The following is a 16336-nucleotide window of genomic DNA, read 5'->3' on the forward strand; positions in this document are numbered from 1 at the left end:
ATCTTAAATTTTAAATAATATCTATAAATATACCTTATTCTCTCCCCACTCAACTCCCACAATATTCGCTCCCGTCAAATCTGCGTTAGTCAAATCAGCAGCACTTAAATTTGCCCCCAACAATTTCGCCCCTATTAACTTTGCATTTCGCAAATCTGCATCACTCAAATCTGCACGACTTAAATCTGCGCCGCTTAAATTTGCATCCCTTAAAATTGCGCCCATTAATTTAGCTTTTCGCAAACTGGCGTTACTTAAATCTGAGTTACTCAAATCGGCAATTACCAATTTTGCGCCATCCAATTTAGCATTGCTTAAATTAGCATTATTCAACTTAACACTAATTAAATTTGCACTTCGTAAATTAGCACCAGCTAACTGAATTCCTCGCAAATCTGCATTTTGAAAGTTTCTTCCACCTGCTGCGTATCTTTTTAACAATTCCCCAGCATCGGTGACACTAATTTCGCGTTTTGGGCGATGATTGAAGGTAAAGGTAAAGGTGTCGCCACTGGCAATTACTCGGCGCATTTCTTCATACATTTGATAGTTACCAACGCCACTTAATTTTACCCAAGCGCGAGTTCTGGTTAAAGCGATAAATAGTTGATTTCTTAATCTAATATTACTTTCATCTTTGGCAATATTATCTAAACCAACTACATAAACCATGTCTGCTTCGTTACCTTTGGCGCGATGAATGCGGGAGACGGTAACGCCGCCTTCACACCAGAATTTGTTTCGATCGCTATTCTCCACCTCTCCCTTTAAAATGTTACAATCAGTTGTCCCAGGAATAAATATATCGATACCTTCGGACATTAAGAATTCAGCAACATGATTTTCTAATTGCATCGCCTCGAAAAACGAACCTAAAACTATGACCAAAATTTCTTTGCTGGGTTGGAGGCGATCGCACAAAACATCCCTTATAATACTATCAGCTAAAGCCCTTAACTCCGCCTGTCTAGAATTATAAGTTTCCAACTCTAAAACTGGCTTTTCCCAAAGTTTTGTGATAAGATTTGGAGAACCTTCGGTTAAACGTTTGAGAGTCACTTGTTGACCGCGAGTAAACCGACCTTGTACTTCATAACCTAACGCTTGCCAATCTTCCGTTCGCGTAATTCCTGATACCATTCCCCCGCGACGTAGCAAACCCATACTCATCGCATGAGCAGCAGTTACAATAGGGTCAGGAGTACGATAACAGCGGTGAATAATTTCCGTTTTCTTGATACCATCGGGATATTGACCTGTTACTAAATGTGCTAATTCATCACCAAACAATTCGCCTGCTGTAGGAATATTTAAACTATCTAAACTTTGTGCTTCGTCATACGCCCAAATTAAGCGACGTTGTTCGGGATGGTGTTCATCAAAAGGTCGTAAAGCTTGATACGCCATCCAATAAAAAGGCTGTTTATCTTGAAATTTGAATTCCTCATCTACCATCAAATCTTGACCTTCATCAATTAAAATAGCGTCAAATATTTGGGGAATTGGATTTTTTTCTAAAAGGAAACTACAAACTTCTGCTAAAGATTCATTTGGTTGTTTATTTTCGGTGTCAAAAACTGTTAATCTGGGGGCGTTTGCTGCTTCACAAATAATGCTGTAAAGTCCCGGTTGATTTTTCGCACCCCAAGCATGGAGTACGCGCAACTTTTCATTGTTTGGATTATACTGAACTTCGTTATGACTAAAGCGGCGTATCCATTTATCTATTTGGGTAATGATTTGTTCGTATAAACTGCGACTAAAAAACACTAAAGCAATATCCCATTCGGGATATTTTAAGTGCATATTTGCCGCTTTTTGACATAATAAAACGGTTTTTCCCGAACCTGCAATTCCGCGAATTCTTTGCATTCCGGGGGGAATTTGTTTACCAATATTTTCTTGTTGTAAGTCGAATTCTGATAAGTGTTGTCTGACTTGTTCTAAAATGCTGGCGCGAAAACCTCTCCCCCCTTCCCCCTCTCCGTTTACGGAGAGGGGGGGAAAGACACCGCTAATATTCCTTTCTTTGTTTATAGAAAGGCGAGGAAATACACCTCTAACTTCCCCCTCTCCGTCTACGGAGAGGGGGACTGAGGGGGTGAGGTTCTTCCGCCGAAAAACTGGATTTCCTCCTAATACTGATAACAGTAATTTCCACTGTTCAAGGTTCAGTTTTTTCCCTTTAATTATGGGGGAAGTTTGACAAATTTTATCTAAAAATGTGGGATTTTCGGTTTCTAAAAACAGATTTTCTTGGAAGAGGATAGGCGGCGAACTGGGGAGTTTAGCGAAACCTTTGTTTTGCCATTGCTGCTGGGAAATGAAGGGTAAGGCTACTATCACTCTACCACTGACTTGACTGCGGAGGTTGGGTTCGCGATCGCAATATCCCAACAAACCAAACAATTGATTTTCCGCTTGTTCATAAGGGTTGCTGCTATTAGTATAAAAGTTGCGTAACTCCCAACGATGACCATTAATAGCGAGAATTTGGTCAATTGTTATCGATTTTACCTCAATAACAATTAGACCAAGTTCCATATCACCTATTAAAATATCCGGTTCTTTACGAACTTTCCTGACTTCGCAAAAAATGGGATAGCGCCAATAAGCAATACATTCCCTTTGGGAAAATATGCTTTTGACAGCTTCCCAAACTTTGCGTTCACCCTTTTGACCACTTTTTCCTAGTGGTTCTGTAGCGATAAATTTATGGTTATTATTGAGAAAGATACCTCCCATTTTCTAGTTAATAGTTAAATTGTTTAACCTTGTTCGTCTTTTTTCGTTCGATTTTCTTGAATTACATGAATAATTGATGGAATCAAAGACACAACAATGATTACCAAGATAACTGGTATGAGATACTTATCTACATCAGGAATTACTGTTCCTAAATAGTATCCCATTAAAGTTATACCGAAAGTCCAGCCAAAGCCGCCAATCAAATTATAAGCCATGAATGTTTTGTAACGCATAGCGGCGACACCTGCGACAATTGGCGCAAAGGTGCGAATTATGGGCAAAAATCTTGCTAAGACTATGGTCTTTTTTCCATGCTTTTCATAGAAGTTTTGGGTTTTAATCAGATGCTTTTTCTTGAATAACCAAGAATCTTCTTTTTCAAATAGGCGACGACCGAATTTATAGCCAGTTGTGTAGCCAACATTATCACCTAACACCGCGCAGACAAAAGCACCAAATACTAACACGCGAATGTCAAAAAAATTAGGTTGGGAAGCGATAAAACCAGCCGTAAATAATAGACTATCTCCAGGTAGAAAAAAGCCAATAAATAATCCCGACTCAGCAAAAATAATTGCCCATACTCCTAAGTAACCTATGTGTTTTATTATTTCTTGCAAATGTGTGCTATCCATATTCAGCCCCAATTACATTTGATTTTTCATTCTTTTTCTGACAATCCAAATAATCAAAGCAACTACCAAAATCACAGCGACAATTTTAGAAACTGGGGCGAGATATTCATCTACTAATTCATAGTTTTCCCCTAATTTATAACCAGTGAAAGTGAGTAAACTAACCCAAATTGTCGTACCGATCGTAGAATAAATTAAAAATGGGATTAACTTCATATTGCTGATACCTGCTGGCAAAGATATCAGAGTACGAATTCCCGGTACTAAACGACCAAAAAAAACGGCCTTTTCGCCGTGTCTGTGAAACCATTGGTCTGCTTTTTCAATATCTTTTCTACTAATTGAAATCCACTTACCGTATCGATCGGCTAACCGTTTGATGTTCTCTTCTCCGACCAGTTTACCTACATAATACCAAGGCAAAGCACCCAACATTGTTCCCAAGACTCCGGCGAAAATGGCGGGGAAAAATTCCATTTGTTTTTGGGAAATTGTAAACCCTGCCAAAGGCATAATTAATTCCGAAGGTATGGGGGGAAAGAGATTTTCTAAAAACATCAATAAGCCAATTCCCACATAATTGAGGGAAGTCATGATTTGCAGTATCCACTCTTTCATAGTTTTTGGTTTTAGGTAGTTGGTGATTGGTTGTGGGTAGTTGGTAGTGGGTGATTGGTAGTTGGGATACACTTGCCTATTACCCATTACCCGCTACCCACTACCTATTATCGATTAAGTTCCTGATGTCCAGGAGTTCATGTATTCGATTTGGTCGGATGTTAAGCTATCAATGCTAACTCCCATTGCTTGTAATTTTAGACGAGCAATTTCTTTGTCTAATTCCACAGGAACAGAGTGGATACCTGCTTCTAATTTGCCTTTGTTTTTCGCTAAGAATTCGCAAGCTAAAGCTTGGTTGGCGAAACTCATATCCATTACGGCGCTGGGGTGTCCTTCGGCGGCGGCTAAATTCACCAAACGACCTTCACCAATTACTACTACTGACTTACCATTTTGTAAGCGATATTCTTCAGTAAAGTTTCGCACTGTGCGAACTTCGTTGGCTTTTTGTCCTAATGCTTTCAGGTCAATTTCGATGTCAAAGTGACCGGAGTTGCAAACAATTGCGCCGTCTTTCATGACATCAAAATGTTCGCTACGAATGACGTGCTTGTTGCCAGTAACGGTGATGAAAATATCGCCTAAAGGTGCAGCTTCCGCCATTGGTAGGACGCGGAAACCATCCATTACTGCTTCGATCGCTTTTGTTGGATCGATTTCTGTCACAATTACATTAGCACCCATGCCTCTGGCGCGGAGGGCAGCACCTTTGCCACACCAACCGTATCCAGCAATAACTATGGTTTTCCCAGCTAATAAAATGTTGGTGGCGCGAATGATACCGTCGAGGGTAGATTGTCCGGTACCGTAGCGGTTATCAAAGAAGTGTTTGGTGTCTGCGTCGTTGACGTTAATGGCGGGGAAGCTTAACACGCCATCGCGGAACATGGCACGCAAACGGACAATTCCTGTGGTAGTTTCTTCAGTGGTGCCGATAATGTCGGCAAGTTGATTTTGCCGTTCTTTGACTAGGGTGGCTACTACGTCGCAACCGTCATCGATGATAATATTCGGACGGTGGTCTAAAGCAATGTTGACGTGACGAGTATAGGTTTCTGCGTCTTCACCTTTGATGGCAAAAACGGGGATGCCATATTCTGCAACTAAACAAGCTGCTACATCATCTTGGGTGGAAAGGGGATTACTGGCAATTAGCAAGGAGTCTGCGCCAGCTGCTTTGAGTGCAATGGCGAGATTTGCAGTCTCGGTGGTAACGTGGCAGCAGGCGACTAAGCGAATCCCAGCTAAGGGTTTTTCATTGCCAAATCTTTCTCTGATTTGCTTTAATACTGGCATTTCCCGTCCCGCCCATTCAATGCGTTGTTTGCCAAGGGGGGCGAGGGAAAGGTCTTTGACTTCGTGCTTGATTTGAGTTGCAACCATAAATTTGATTTCTTCTTACCTAGAACTTTCTAGCATAGTATCTTTCGGTTGTCGCTAATTCAGTGATGTTATTGAGTAAGGTGGAGAAATTTTTACAAAAAATTCATGAAAACTATTGCTGAATGATAGACTCTTAGGACGAAAATATGGTTCCGATCGATGACTTGATGGTTGGTTAGTTATCCCGAACTTTTATGATGTTGCCTAAGTTTGTCGGTTTTCCGGTTTCTGCTGCGTGGCTGAAGTTGATATTTTGTGTCAATAGTACTAGTGCCAGAAGGCAGAAGGGAAGAAGGCTTTTATCTTCAGCTTTTTACCTGTTTTCCATTGCTCAATTATTTCTGCCATACTGCACTAGTCCATTATTTGCTCAACGGATTCCTGTACCACGTCTTCCCCAGCCGCCAACAACGCCGCTACCTTCTCCGTTACTTACGCCGACACCTTTACCGCCGCCAGAGGAGTTGTTGATTCCGCCTTCTGCGTTGCCTAGTGTTCCTGAATTACCTTTACCTAGTGATATTCCTGGGGAAATTAAGGTGGATGGGTACGAGGTGGTGGGGAGTACGGTTTTTAGTAAGGCAGATTTTGACAAGGTTTTGCAACCTTTTGTGGGGAATATTTCTTTTGCTCGGTTGTTGCAGGCGCGATCGGCTGTAACTGAACTTTATACTAAAAATGGCTATATTACTTCGGGTGCGTTTATTCCGCCGCAAACTCTCACGGGTGGGGTGGTGAAAATTCAGGTGGTGGAGGGTTCGATTGAGGAGATTAAGGTTACTGGTACTGGGAGGTTAAATCCTGGTTATGTGCGATCGCGCTTACAATTAGGTGCGAAAACTCCTTTAAATGTTAATCGTTTATTGGAATCTTTGCAATTACTCCAACTGAATCCTTTAATTAGAAATATCTCGGCGGAACTTTCGGCGGGTACTCGTCCGGGTTTAAGTATTTTAGAAGTAAAGGTAACACCCGCAAGAACTTTTAGCGCCTCAATTGATTTAGATAATAGCAGTCCTCCAAGTGTGGGAGCGTTTCGCCGCCAACTGACTATTAATGAAGCTAATTTAACGGGTAATGGTGATAGTTTTACGGTTACTTACTCAAATACTAATGGTAGTAACCAAGTTGAGGCTAATTACATTTTGCCTGTGAATCCTCGCAATGGTACGATTCGTTTGGGTTTTGATTGGATTAAAAGTAGCATTATTGAAGAACCTTTCGATCAAGTTGATATTGGGGCTGTATCTTACGATTATGAATTGTCTTTTCGGCAACCGCTTATTCTCACGCCGAATAAAGAATTTGCTCTTGGTTTAACTCTGAATCCTCGCCAAAGTAATACTACTCTTTTGGGTGAACCTTTTCCACTTTCTCCGGGTGCAAACGATCAGGGAGAAACGCGCCTTTGGGTGATGAGATTTTTTCAAGAATGGACGCAGCGAGAAAGTCGATCGGTGTTTGCGGCTCGTTCTCAGTTTAGCGTAGGTCTTAATGTTTTTGATGCTTCAAATCGAGAAAGTGGGCCTGATGGTCAATTTTTTGCTTGGCGAGGACAAGCTCAATGGTTACGTCTTTTAGGGGGAAATGCTTCCGATCCTTCTGGTTCTCCTATTTTATTAATTAGAACAGATATGCAGTTTGCCGATCGCCCTTTAGTTCCTTTAGAACAGTTTGCGATCGGTGGTGATGATAGTGTGCGGGGTTATCGTCAAGATTTATTTCTCACGGATAATGGCATTTTAGGTTCTGTGGAGGTGAGAATACCAATTTTTCGGTTGCGCGATCGTCCTGGTGTTTTGCAAATTATTCCTTTTGCTGATGTGGGAACAGTTTGGAATAATGGCAATAGGGAAAATCCTGACCCTCGTACTCTAGCTTCGATCGGCGTGGGTTTGCAATGGCAAATGGGCGAAAAATTACGTTTCCGTTTTGATTATGGTTTACCTTTAGTTAATGTGGGGTTGCAGGAAAGAACTTTGCAAGAACAAGGTTTTTATTTCACGTTTCAATACAATCCCTTTGCTAGAGATTAGAAATTTTGAATAAGTTCGTTGTCAGGACTTTAGTCCTAGTCTTAGCTCAAAATCCCACTGTTAGCGTAGCGGTGCGTTAGCACTGAAGTGCTTACAACGAACTTGGTTTTCTGATTTCCCGGTTGTCAAAGTAGCACTGAAGTGCTTACAACGAACTTGGTTTTCTGATTTCCCAGTTGTCAAAGTAGCACTAAAGTGCTTACAACGAACTTGGTTTTCTGATTTCCCGGTTGTCAAAGTAGCACTAAAGTGCTTACAACGAACTTGGTTTTCTGATTTCCCAGTTGTCAAAGTAGCACTAAAGTGCTCACAACGAGCTCAATTTTGTCATTTGCAGCTAAATTAGTAAGGAATAGGTCTGCAAGGAGTGGTGATGCTGCAAGCAGGGCATTTGTTACAGGGTAGATACAAATTGCAAGAATGTCTAGCGCAGAATGCGGGGAGACAAACCTGGATTGCTGTAGATCAAAGTGTGTCTTCAGAGGAAAAAGTAATCGTTAAATTTTTGGCTTTTAGCCCGGAAATGCAATGGGAAGACTTTAAACTTTTTGAACGGGAAGCACAAGTCTTAAAAAATCTTTCTCATCCCCGGATTCCCAAATATCGAGATTATTTTTCTGTGGATAAACAGGTTGGTTCTGGTTTATACTGGTTTGCTTTGGTGCAAGATTATATTCCGGGAAAGTCGCTGCAAAATTTGTTAGATGCTGGGAGGCATTTTACCGAAAAAGAAGTGCGATCGCTAGCTGTTCAAGTATTAAAAATTCTTTGTTATTTGCACGAACTCTCCCCACTTGTGCTACATCGAGACTTGAAACCAAGTAATTTTATTTTAGGGGAAGATCGCAAAATATATCTAGTAGATTTTGGTGCGGTTCAAGAACAAGGTGCGGTGGAAGGTGTAACTTTTACTGTTGTGGGTACGGCGGGTTATGCGCCATTAGAACAATTTTGGGGACGTGCTGTTCCCGCTTCCGATCTTTACTCTTTAGGTGCAACTTTAATTCATATTTTAACAGGTGTTGCGCCTGTGGATTTGCCGCAAAAGAATTTAAAGATTCAATTTCGCGATCGCGTTAGTATTAATCCTAACTTGGTTTATTGGATTGAAGCACTCACGGCACCGGATTTAAGTCAGCGTTATCAAACTGCACAAGAGGCTTTAACTGATTTAAAAGCTAATCGTTATTTGAATGCACCACTACAAAAAAATTCGCTATTTCCTGAAAGTAAAATTCAATTATGGCAATCTCCTACTCAGTTAAAAGTTGAAATTCAGGGACGAGGAATTTTAATCTTTTTCGATGCGATCGCTTTGATTTTAAAATTAATATTAGCAGCTTCATCTTTTATTAGTCTTTTAGCTGTTTTTTTACTCTTAGGTAGCTCGCTGGCTGTAATTGTAAGTGCTATTATAGTCAATTATTTAAATTTTTCCTTGGCATTTGTATTAGTGACTATGCTATTTTTTACATTTATGATGATGGAAAAATTCAGTTCAGCCTTGAGCAAAGAATTATTTAAATTACTATCTCACTTTCGGTTCCGTAAGGTACGAATAACAGATTATTGCATCTTTGGCGATCGCAAAAATTTTGTATTAGAGCAAAAATTATGGGGGTGGACTTATTGGCGACATTACTTAGACACCGCTCAAATTAAGCAATTCAAATTTATAAATTATCAAGGAATAATTCTAGAAACTAACTTTTCAAAATACTGTTTTGGTCAAGACTTAAATCCAGATGAAAGTCAGTGGTTAAGTCAACAAATGCAAGACTGGATTGAACAAATATAAACAGAGGAAAAGCTCATGCTAGATACTCAAGAAATTTTAGGCGATCGCTATAAATTAAAACAGCAATTAGGCAAAAATGCTGGAAGGCAAACTTGGTTGGCTGAAGACATTTTATCAGAATCAAAAGAATTAGTAATTGTCAAATTATTAGCTGTTAGTCCCCAAACAGACTGGCAAGAAATCAAACTTTTTGAAAGAGAAGCTCAAGTCTTAGCTAATCTAAATCATCCAAAAATTCCTCAATACATTGACTACTTTTCCCTTGATGAGCAAACAAGTTCTGGGTTACTTTGGTTTGGCTTAGTGCAAAAATATATCCCAGGTATTTCATTACAAGAAATGCTCAATCAAAGAAGAATTTTTTACCCACCAGAAGTACGTTCTTTTGCTATTCAAATATTAGAAATTTTGATTTTTTTGCATGAATTAAGTCCACCAGTATTGCACCGAGATATTAAACCAAGTAACTTAATTTTAGGAAAAGACCGCAAAATTTATTTAGTAGATTTTGGTGCAGTTCAAGACAAAGCCAAAGCCGAGGGAGTCACCTTTACTGTAGTCGGTACGAATGGTTATGTTCCCCCAGAACAATTATGGGGAAAAGCAGTTCCCGCTTCTGATTTATATGCGCTGGGAGCAACATTAATTCATTTATTAACTGGGATTTCTCCTGCTGATTTGACACAACAAATGCGAATTAAATTTGCTAATACAATGCTATTTAGTCCTGGTTTTAGCAGTTGGTTAGAAAAACTCACAACACCAGCAGTAGAAAAGCGATTTAATTCTGCTAGAGAAGCATTAAAAGCTTTACAAGAACCTGTTTTAGTTAAGAAAAATTATTGTACAAATAAGTATAGTACTATTAACAAACCAGTCAATTATGGACGTTTAATATTCTTATCTTTAAGCGGTTTTGCTTTAAGCTTTTTCGTAGTTTTTGGCATTGTTTATACTTTTGTCAATAGTATAGATACAGTAGAACAACCACAAGATAGAATGAAGTAATTGGCAAAGGGAATGGGAAATATGCTGCAAGTAGAACAAGTTTTGCAAGGACGTTACCAGCTAAAAGAAAAGTTAGGTCACAATGCGGGAAGACAAACTTGGTTAGCTGAAGATTTAGAAACTAAACCTTCAGAAAAAGTGATTGTGAAACTGCTAGCTTTTGGCGGCGATATTCAATGGGATGATTTGAAACTATTTGAACGAGAAGCGCAAATTCTCAAACATTTAAAACATCCGCAAATTCCCCGATATCGAGATTATTTTTCTCTTGATGAGCGAGTGCTTTGGTTTTGTTTAGTGCAGGAATATATTCCTGGTGCATCTTTGAAAGATTTACTAAAAATAGGGAAAAGGTTCACCGAAAAAGAAGTACGCCTAATTGCTGAATCACTATTAAATATTTTAAGTTATTTACATGAATTAAATCCTCCGGTTTTCCACCGAGATATTAAACCTAGCAATGTAATTTTAGGTGAAAATAAACGAATATATTTAGTAGATTTTGGTGCAGTGCAAGACAAAGCCGCTGCCGAAGGAGCAACTTTTACTGTTGTGGGAACTTACGGTTATGCACCAATCGAACAATTCGGGGGAAGAACAGTTCCTGCTTCTGATTTATATGCACTGGGAGCAACTTTAATTCATTTATTAACTGGAACTTCTCCGGCAGATTTACCGCAAAAAGATTTACGCATTCATTTTAGCGATCGCACTAATGCTAACACCAAATTTATTCAATGGATTGAGAAACTTACAGAACCATCGGTAGAAAAACGTTTTGCTAAAGCTGAAGAAGCTTTAAAAGCATTAAAAAATAATCGCGCATATAGTCTCCCTGTTAAAAAAGTTACTCAGCCTCAAGAAAATAGAATTAAAATTAATCGATCGCGACATAGTTTATTTATTAAACTCCCTAGTAAGGAACTATCCTTTGGAGACGGACTAGTATGTGTAATCGTCATATTATTGTTAGCTCAATTTAGTTTTGGCAGTATAGTCCTAATTATTCAAGCCATGCTGACTGCTTCCGTTTTTTCTTTCAGCTTACACAGCCTATTATTGTCACTTTGGCTTTTCTTAGGTTATCGCTTCTTAATCAATAAATTTGGCTATCAAATAATCACGTTTAAAGCGCAAAGCTTCTTAATAGAGAAATGGCTATTCAATCACTGTGCTCATCAGAGAAAAGGTTATATTTCCGATATTCAAGATGTTTTTCAAAGCGTACAAATTAGCCATCATAACTCTTTTCAAGCAAATGGCACAGAAGAAGAAATGGTAACTATTCAAACTATAGATAAAAGGTATTCTTTTGGTTTAGGATTGAGTGCAATAGAATGTCTCTGGTTAGCACAAGAAATTAAAGACTGGCTAAATTCGCGGTAAGTGCGGGATAAAGGTGCGTATATGTAGGATTCAAAATAAAAATTTGCAAACAAAGCGAATTCTGGCGCGAGCAGCAGGAGTTGTCTACTTTATGGTCTGTTATATAAAGTTGTTAAAAAATTTATATTACTTTATTAGCTCTAAATTCGTCAACTATTTCTAAAATTCTTTATTTAATCTTCAAAATCACACTTTGGTCAAGTTATAGGTTAAAACCCTTGTACGAGATAATTTTACTTAAGTAAAATCTCCATACTTTAAGATAAACTTTATATTTTTTTAATAAGTGTACTTAATTATACTTTTATTCTAAGAACGTAAGTGCCATCATTTAATACATACCAGTCTCAAGCACAACTAATCAAAATTGAATGCAAGGAAGAAATATCGTGGCAGACTTCAAATAAATTCTACGATCTAAAATAGAAAAATTTCACCATAGCCAGTCTAAATAAATTGGGAAAAGGCATCACAGTTTTTAATTAACAAAAAACTGAAATAACTGTTTGGCAATGCCAAAACTTTGGAACTTTCTATACTATTGTCCAAATCGCTTGTATTCACTCTAAATCAATTTTCGAGGACAGGAATAATGAACCATCTAACTTTATTTGTGGGAGTGGCTGGAGTTTTAGTAACTTTGGCTGTATATTTAATCGTGATTGTTTTGCGAGAAATGTTCAACTTACTGGCTCAAGATTATAGACTAAAGTCAGAAGCTAAATTAGAAGCATTGAGGAAACTTGAAGCTTGCTACTTAATAGAAAAGCCAAAATTGTATCCAAGGGAATATACTGAAATCTATCCAAAGAGTAATCGGCGGACAACTAGCAGTGTTGAGTAACGCTGTCGCTACCCCAACCTACGACTTTAGAACTTACGCACTCAGATCCCCCAACCCCCTTCCCAAGCAGGGCTAATTCATGGTCATCAAAGAAATTAAACAGATGGGGGGACAAGTGGGAAAGATGATTTTTCCTTTTTAAACAGTGCGTAAGTCCTAGAATTAATTTAGGGTAAGCACAGGAACAGCCGCATTTATTAATGTTACTAAGGGGCCATTTTGTTCTTGTCCATTCACAGCTAGGTCGCTATGACACAAGTAAAGTCTCTCTCCGGTTCGACTGAGCAAATCTTTTAAAATTCTTTGTAATCTTTCCTCACCTTCTCTATTTTCATCTTCTGTTGTCCAAGGTTGAGCAAAGCGATTTTGTAGGAACAATTGTGCGCCAAATAAGTTGGCTGCACCTCCACTTAACCAAAGGGGTGAACCCGCATCTAACCAAAATTGCCATTTATGAAATCTGCGACTAGAACGGTATTGGAAAATATTAGCTAAAGTTACTGCTTGCTTGGTGATTCCAAATAGTCTAATTGGGTAAGGGTTAGCAGTAATTGTCCCAGTTTTGAGCAATTGAATAAAGCGACCAATGGTAGTATTAGGTAAGGGATTACTAGTTTCAATTTTTCGCATTCTGGCATCAACTTCCCAGTATTGTTGAGCGGTTTCAATTAACTCTCGCAATGCTGATAATTGGTCATAAGGAAGATAGCTACCATGCCAAAGAAAGCGTTGAATTGCTCTGTCTAAAACGTAAACTGGGTTAGGAATAAGATGCTGTTCTTGTTGCGATCGCTGTTCTGATACCCACTGCACAATCTCCTCATAAGCTTGAGTTGCACGATACCCTAATCTATCCCAACGCGCAAAGGTTTTTACAGGCAATAATTCCGGTAATTCCAGGTCTGGTTTATAACAATAATCTGCTAATAAACCTGCGCGAACTGGATCGATCCAATGTTCTATTTTAGATTGAGAATTAGGCTCTCCGCTATATACTTGTCTAGCACTTAAAACGATTAACATTTCTGCGATCGCATTTTTATCTACCAACCTGCCTAAACCGGGATAAACTAAAGCTAATAAAGTTAGTAAAGCGCGGATAATTGGCGAACTAGCCAAAGCACGTTGATCGTTTAAAGACTCAACATCAACACCTTTATTAGAAAGAATTTCGATTAAAGTATAACGTGCGATCGCATCCAAACCAGGTGCAATTACGGCTACTTCTTGCGGTTTGACTTTTCCCGAATTAACTGCATCAATAATTACTTCTGCTGTTTGGCGTAACAATTGCGATCGCGAAGTTGTTTGAATTGATTGGATTTCTGACGGCAAACTAAACATTAACATCGGATCGCTGACAGCTTCTACTAAAGTCATTCCCCAAGTATCAGCTAAAGATTTTTCAGGTCGATTAGTTAACCTTTCTACTCGACAACGGGAAGCTAATGTTGCTAAATGATCGGGGTCAGCACCTAAACCTAACCTGACTCTTCCTTCAGGATTAAAAGTAAACGCGCCAATTGTACCATGAGTTAACAAAAACTCAAAAAGATCGCCTGCGATCGCTGGATAATCATCTACATCATCCGCTAAAACCACTTTATAGCGTCGCTTTAAATGCTGCTGATAAGTTTGATTAGGTAACAAATATCGCCAATATAATTCTGCAATAATCCCGTAAGTTAATAAACCTTTTTGCCAACACCAATCTCGCCAACGCCGCAACATTTCCAAAGGAATTGTCACTCTATTAGTTACAGGAGAATCATCATTTTCTTGCTCATTGGGAAAACCTTGTTCTAAAATTTGCGGTAGGTCTTCGATTGGTGTACCGCTTAAACCTGCTAATAGTAATAAGTCTAAAGCACGTCGCACCAATCTATATTCATTCACCCCCATTTTTACCGCAATTCCCTGGTCTAATTCCGGTCGCCATAGCCCAGTTGCAAACTCTTGTTCCGCCTCTGGACGTAGACGCAGGGGAAATTGTGCAGGCAAATTCAACTGTTGAATTAATAAAGGCCAAAATAAAGTTACTTCATTTTCAAAAAAAGCTAAAGGTGTGGTAGTTTGTACAGCTAGATTAGGTTTAGCAGCGGCGATGCGATCGGTCAATTCAATGCGATTATCTCCATTAGCCGCAAACACTAAAACTGCTGGGACACCTTGCTTGGCAATTAAATGACGTTTCCTGAAAGAAACTCTTTCACCCGCCAAAGTATCTCCTGCACCTAAATTTGCTAAATCAAAGCCTAACTCTGACCAATGGCAAAACTGCTCTATCAAACGTGCGGTTTTTCCACTACGGCTGGAACCAGAAATCCAAAGAGATTCAGAAAACACCGTTTCTCCTCCGTCGAATCTGTTATCATACCACATACATTGAAAAACTCATTCTATAAAGATAGCCCAATACAACTAAAAGACCAAATTCACAACCCTCTGTGTCATGATTAACAGCATTTTTACTTCAATTCACGGGTTAGTACGATCGGTTAGAGATTGGTACTTTGACACCCCAGAAAGAGCCTTAGAACAAGCCTACAACGCCGCTTTACAAATTAAAGCCATTGAAGACGAATATTTTGAAGGCAAGAAAATTTCTGTCAATCAAACTGAATATGGCGATAGTGTCAAAGCATATTTTCAGTCAGAATTAAGACAAAATTTAACTATTGCCGCTAATCGCCTGCGAGAATTTAAAGCTAGTAGCTCTTTCCTCAATTTAATTACTAGCCAAACACTTGGCAAATCTTCAGGAAGCTCAGCCGATAATAATGGTAAAGCTTACCAAAGAACAGCTAATTCCGAACAGGTCACGATAACATTAGAAAAACTGAAATTTATCGACCAAGTAATCGCCAAGTACAGACCAAAAACCAGAATTAATGCTCAAAACACATCTACTTCCTTAATCGTCGTTCCGAAAAATAATAACAAACTGGAACGTACCGAAGCTATGGCTGCTGAGGGGTTAAACAATGAAAACCAATTGTTTGGTGTGTCTCAAGAAGATCCTAACAAATTTGAAACAGTCGTTGATAAAACCGGAGTACTACCCAGGTCAATTTTTTCAACTTTAAATAAAATTCAACGAGAATTAGACCCGGAATCGGAACAAGAAGTTATTAAAAAATACCGAAGTTCTAAAGCTAAAACAGCGGTTTCTCTGAGATTTATTCTAACTTTAATTATTGTGCCTTTGTTAACTTTCCAATTGTTTAAGTTGGCAGTGGCGGGGCCCATTGTTGACAAGTTAATTGAGAAAAACAAAATTAGTATATTCATCAATAAAGATTTGGAAGCAGAAGCTTTGGAAGAGCTGAAAAAGTTTGAGGAGCGCCTACGGTTTGATTATTTAATTTCGGGAACACCAAAACTTGAGTCAGAAAAAATTGAAGAAAAACTGCAAGAAAGAGCAAATGAAATAGCCGAAGAATCCCAACGCACCAGCGCGAATGCAGTTAAAAATGTTTTTTCCGACTTAGCAGCATTAGGTATGTTTGCCGTAATAATTATGTTTAGTCGTCGGGAAATTGCAATTTTGAAATCCTTTATGGATGAAATTGTGTATGGACTCAGCGATAGCGCCAAAGCTTTTATTATTATTCTGTTCACTGACATCTTCGTTGGCTTTCATTCCCCACATGGTTGGGAAGTACTTTTAGAAAATGTTGCCCGCCATTTAGGATTACCAGAAAATCGTGATTTTATCTTTTTGTTTATTGCTACTTTCCCTGTGATTTTAGATACCGTGTTTAAGTATTGGATCTTCAGATACTTAAACCGCATATCTCCTTCAGCGGTAGCAACTTACAGAAATATGAATGAATAGTTTTTAGGAACTGGGTACTGGGGGACAAGGGGATGGGGA

At 38.9% G+C, this 16336-nt stretch carries 12 protein-coding genes; 6 read left to right on the forward strand and 6 right to left on the reverse strand.

The window, feature by feature from the left end:
* Positions 1–21 precede the first annotated feature (21 nt).
* From IQ264_RS08785 to ahcY, 4 genes are read right to left on the reverse strand one after another with little or no spacing between them, the layout of a single operon-like run.
* A complete protein-coding gene (locus tag IQ264_RS08785) occupies positions 22–2745 on the reverse strand; it encodes a pentapeptide repeat-containing protein (RefSeq protein ID WP_193980368.1) in 2724 nt (907 codons plus the stop codon).
* A 23-nt stretch (positions 2746–2768) separates the two neighbouring features.
* A complete protein-coding gene (locus tag IQ264_RS08790; protein ID WP_193980369.1) occupies positions 2769–3383 on the reverse strand; it encodes a DedA family protein in 615 nt (204 codons plus the stop codon).
* Between the two features lie 12 nt (positions 3384–3395).
* Positions 3396–4088, reverse strand: coding sequence for a DedA family protein (locus tag IQ264_RS08795; RefSeq protein WP_322744637.1), 693 nt, complete (start codon positions 4086–4088; stop codon positions 3396–3398).
* Between the two features lie 27 nt (positions 4089–4115).
* Positions 4116–5387 carry an adenosylhomocysteinase gene (gene ahcY / locus IQ264_RS08800; protein WP_193980370.1) on the reverse strand — a complete coding sequence of 424 codons (1272 nt, stop codon included), beginning with the start codon at positions 5385–5387 and terminating at the stop codon, positions 4116–4118.
* 194 nt (positions 5388–5581) lie between these two features.
* On the opposite strand from ahcY, the gene IQ264_RS08805 reads away from it, so the two are divergent.
* On the forward strand, positions 5582–7423 hold the full coding sequence (locus tag IQ264_RS08805) for a ShlB/FhaC/HecB family hemolysin secretion/activation protein (RefSeq protein ID WP_228061388.1): 1842 nt from the start codon (positions 5582–5584) through the stop codon (positions 7421–7423).
* 60 nt (positions 7424–7483) lie between these two features.
* Here the strand turns inward: IQ264_RS08805 and IQ264_RS08810 are convergent, their stop codons facing one another.
* Positions 7484–7714, reverse strand: coding sequence for a hypothetical protein (locus tag IQ264_RS08810; protein WP_193980371.1), 231 nt, complete (start codon positions 7712–7714; stop codon positions 7484–7486).
* Between the two features lie 82 nt (positions 7715–7796).
* Between IQ264_RS08810 and IQ264_RS08815 the strand changes: the two genes are divergently transcribed.
* The 4 genes from IQ264_RS08815 to IQ264_RS08830 all read left to right on the forward strand — a co-directional run bounded on the left by IQ264_RS08815 (position 7797) and on the right by IQ264_RS08830 (position 12459).
* The gene (locus IQ264_RS08815) at positions 7797–9221 is read left to right on the forward strand and encodes a serine/threonine protein kinase (protein ID WP_193980372.1); all 1425 of its coding nucleotides are present in this window, start codon (positions 7797–7799) and stop codon (positions 9219–9221) included.
* 15 nt (positions 9222–9236) lie between these two features.
* Positions 9237–10229, forward strand: a complete 993-nt coding sequence (locus IQ264_RS08820; protein WP_193980373.1) for a serine/threonine protein kinase — start codon at positions 9237–9239, stop codon at positions 10227–10229.
* Between the two features lie 21 nt (positions 10230–10250).
* Positions 10251–11615 carry a serine/threonine protein kinase gene (locus IQ264_RS08825; RefSeq protein ID WP_193980374.1) on the forward strand — a complete coding sequence of 455 codons (1365 nt, stop codon included), beginning with the start codon at positions 10251–10253 and terminating at the stop codon, positions 11613–11615.
* A gap of 592 nt (positions 11616–12207) precedes the next feature.
* Positions 12208–12459: a hypothetical protein gene (locus IQ264_RS08830; protein WP_193980375.1), complete on the forward strand. Its 252-nt coding sequence runs from the start codon at positions 12208–12210 to the stop codon at positions 12457–12459.
* 162 nt (positions 12460–12621) lie between these two features.
* On the opposite strand, the gene IQ264_RS08835 is transcribed toward IQ264_RS08830, so the two are convergent.
* Positions 12622–14805: a recombinase family protein gene (locus tag IQ264_RS08835; protein ID WP_193980376.1), complete on the reverse strand. Its 2184-nt coding sequence runs from the start codon at positions 14803–14805 to the stop codon at positions 12622–12624.
* A gap of 106 nt (positions 14806–14911) precedes the next feature.
* Between IQ264_RS08835 and IQ264_RS08840 the strand changes: the two genes are divergently transcribed.
* Entirely contained in the window at positions 14912–16297 is a 1386-nt protein-coding gene (locus IQ264_RS08840) for a proton extrusion protein PcxA (protein ID WP_193980377.1), read from the forward strand.
* The last annotated feature ends 39 nt before the right edge of the window (positions 16298–16336 follow it).

The sequence above is a fragment of the [Phormidium] sp. LEGE 05292 genome, from assembly GCF_015207735.1.
In the GTDB taxonomy this organism is placed as follows: domain Bacteria; phylum Cyanobacteriota; class Cyanobacteriia; order Cyanobacteriales; family Aerosakkonemataceae; genus Floridanema.

Excerpts from the sequence above, each read along its gene's own strand:
- IQ264_RS08785 (WP_193980368.1), bottom strand. The coding sequence starts at position 2,745 with ATGGGAGGTATCTTTCTCAATAATAACCATAAATTTATCGCTACAGAA.
- IQ264_RS08790 (WP_193980369.1), bottom strand. The coding sequence starts at position 3,383 with ATGGATAGCACACATTTGCAAGAAATAATAAAACACATAGGTTACTTA.
- IQ264_RS08795 (WP_322744637.1), bottom strand. The coding sequence starts at position 4,088 with ATGGGTAATAGGCAAGTGTATCCCAACTACCAATCACCCACTACCAAC.
- ahcY (WP_193980370.1), bottom strand. The coding sequence starts at position 5,387 with ATGGTTGCAACTCAAATCAAGCACGAAGTCAAAGACCTTTCCCTCGCC.
- IQ264_RS08805 (WP_228061388.1), top strand. The coding sequence starts at position 5,582 with ATGATGTTGCCTAAGTTTGTCGGTTTTCCGGTTTCTGCTGCGTGGCTG.
- IQ264_RS08815 (WP_193980372.1), top strand. The coding sequence starts at position 7,797 with ATGCTGCAAGCAGGGCATTTGTTACAGGGTAGATACAAATTGCAAGAA.
- IQ264_RS08820 (WP_193980373.1), top strand. The coding sequence starts at position 9,237 with ATGCTAGATACTCAAGAAATTTTAGGCGATCGCTATAAATTAAAACAG.
- IQ264_RS08825 (WP_193980374.1), top strand. The coding sequence starts at position 10,251 with ATGCTGCAAGTAGAACAAGTTTTGCAAGGACGTTACCAGCTAAAAGAA.
- IQ264_RS08830 (WP_193980375.1), top strand. The coding sequence starts at position 12,208 with ATGAACCATCTAACTTTATTTGTGGGAGTGGCTGGAGTTTTAGTAACT.
- IQ264_RS08840 (WP_193980377.1), top strand. The coding sequence starts at position 14,912 with ATGATTAACAGCATTTTTACTTCAATTCACGGGTTAGTACGATCGGTT.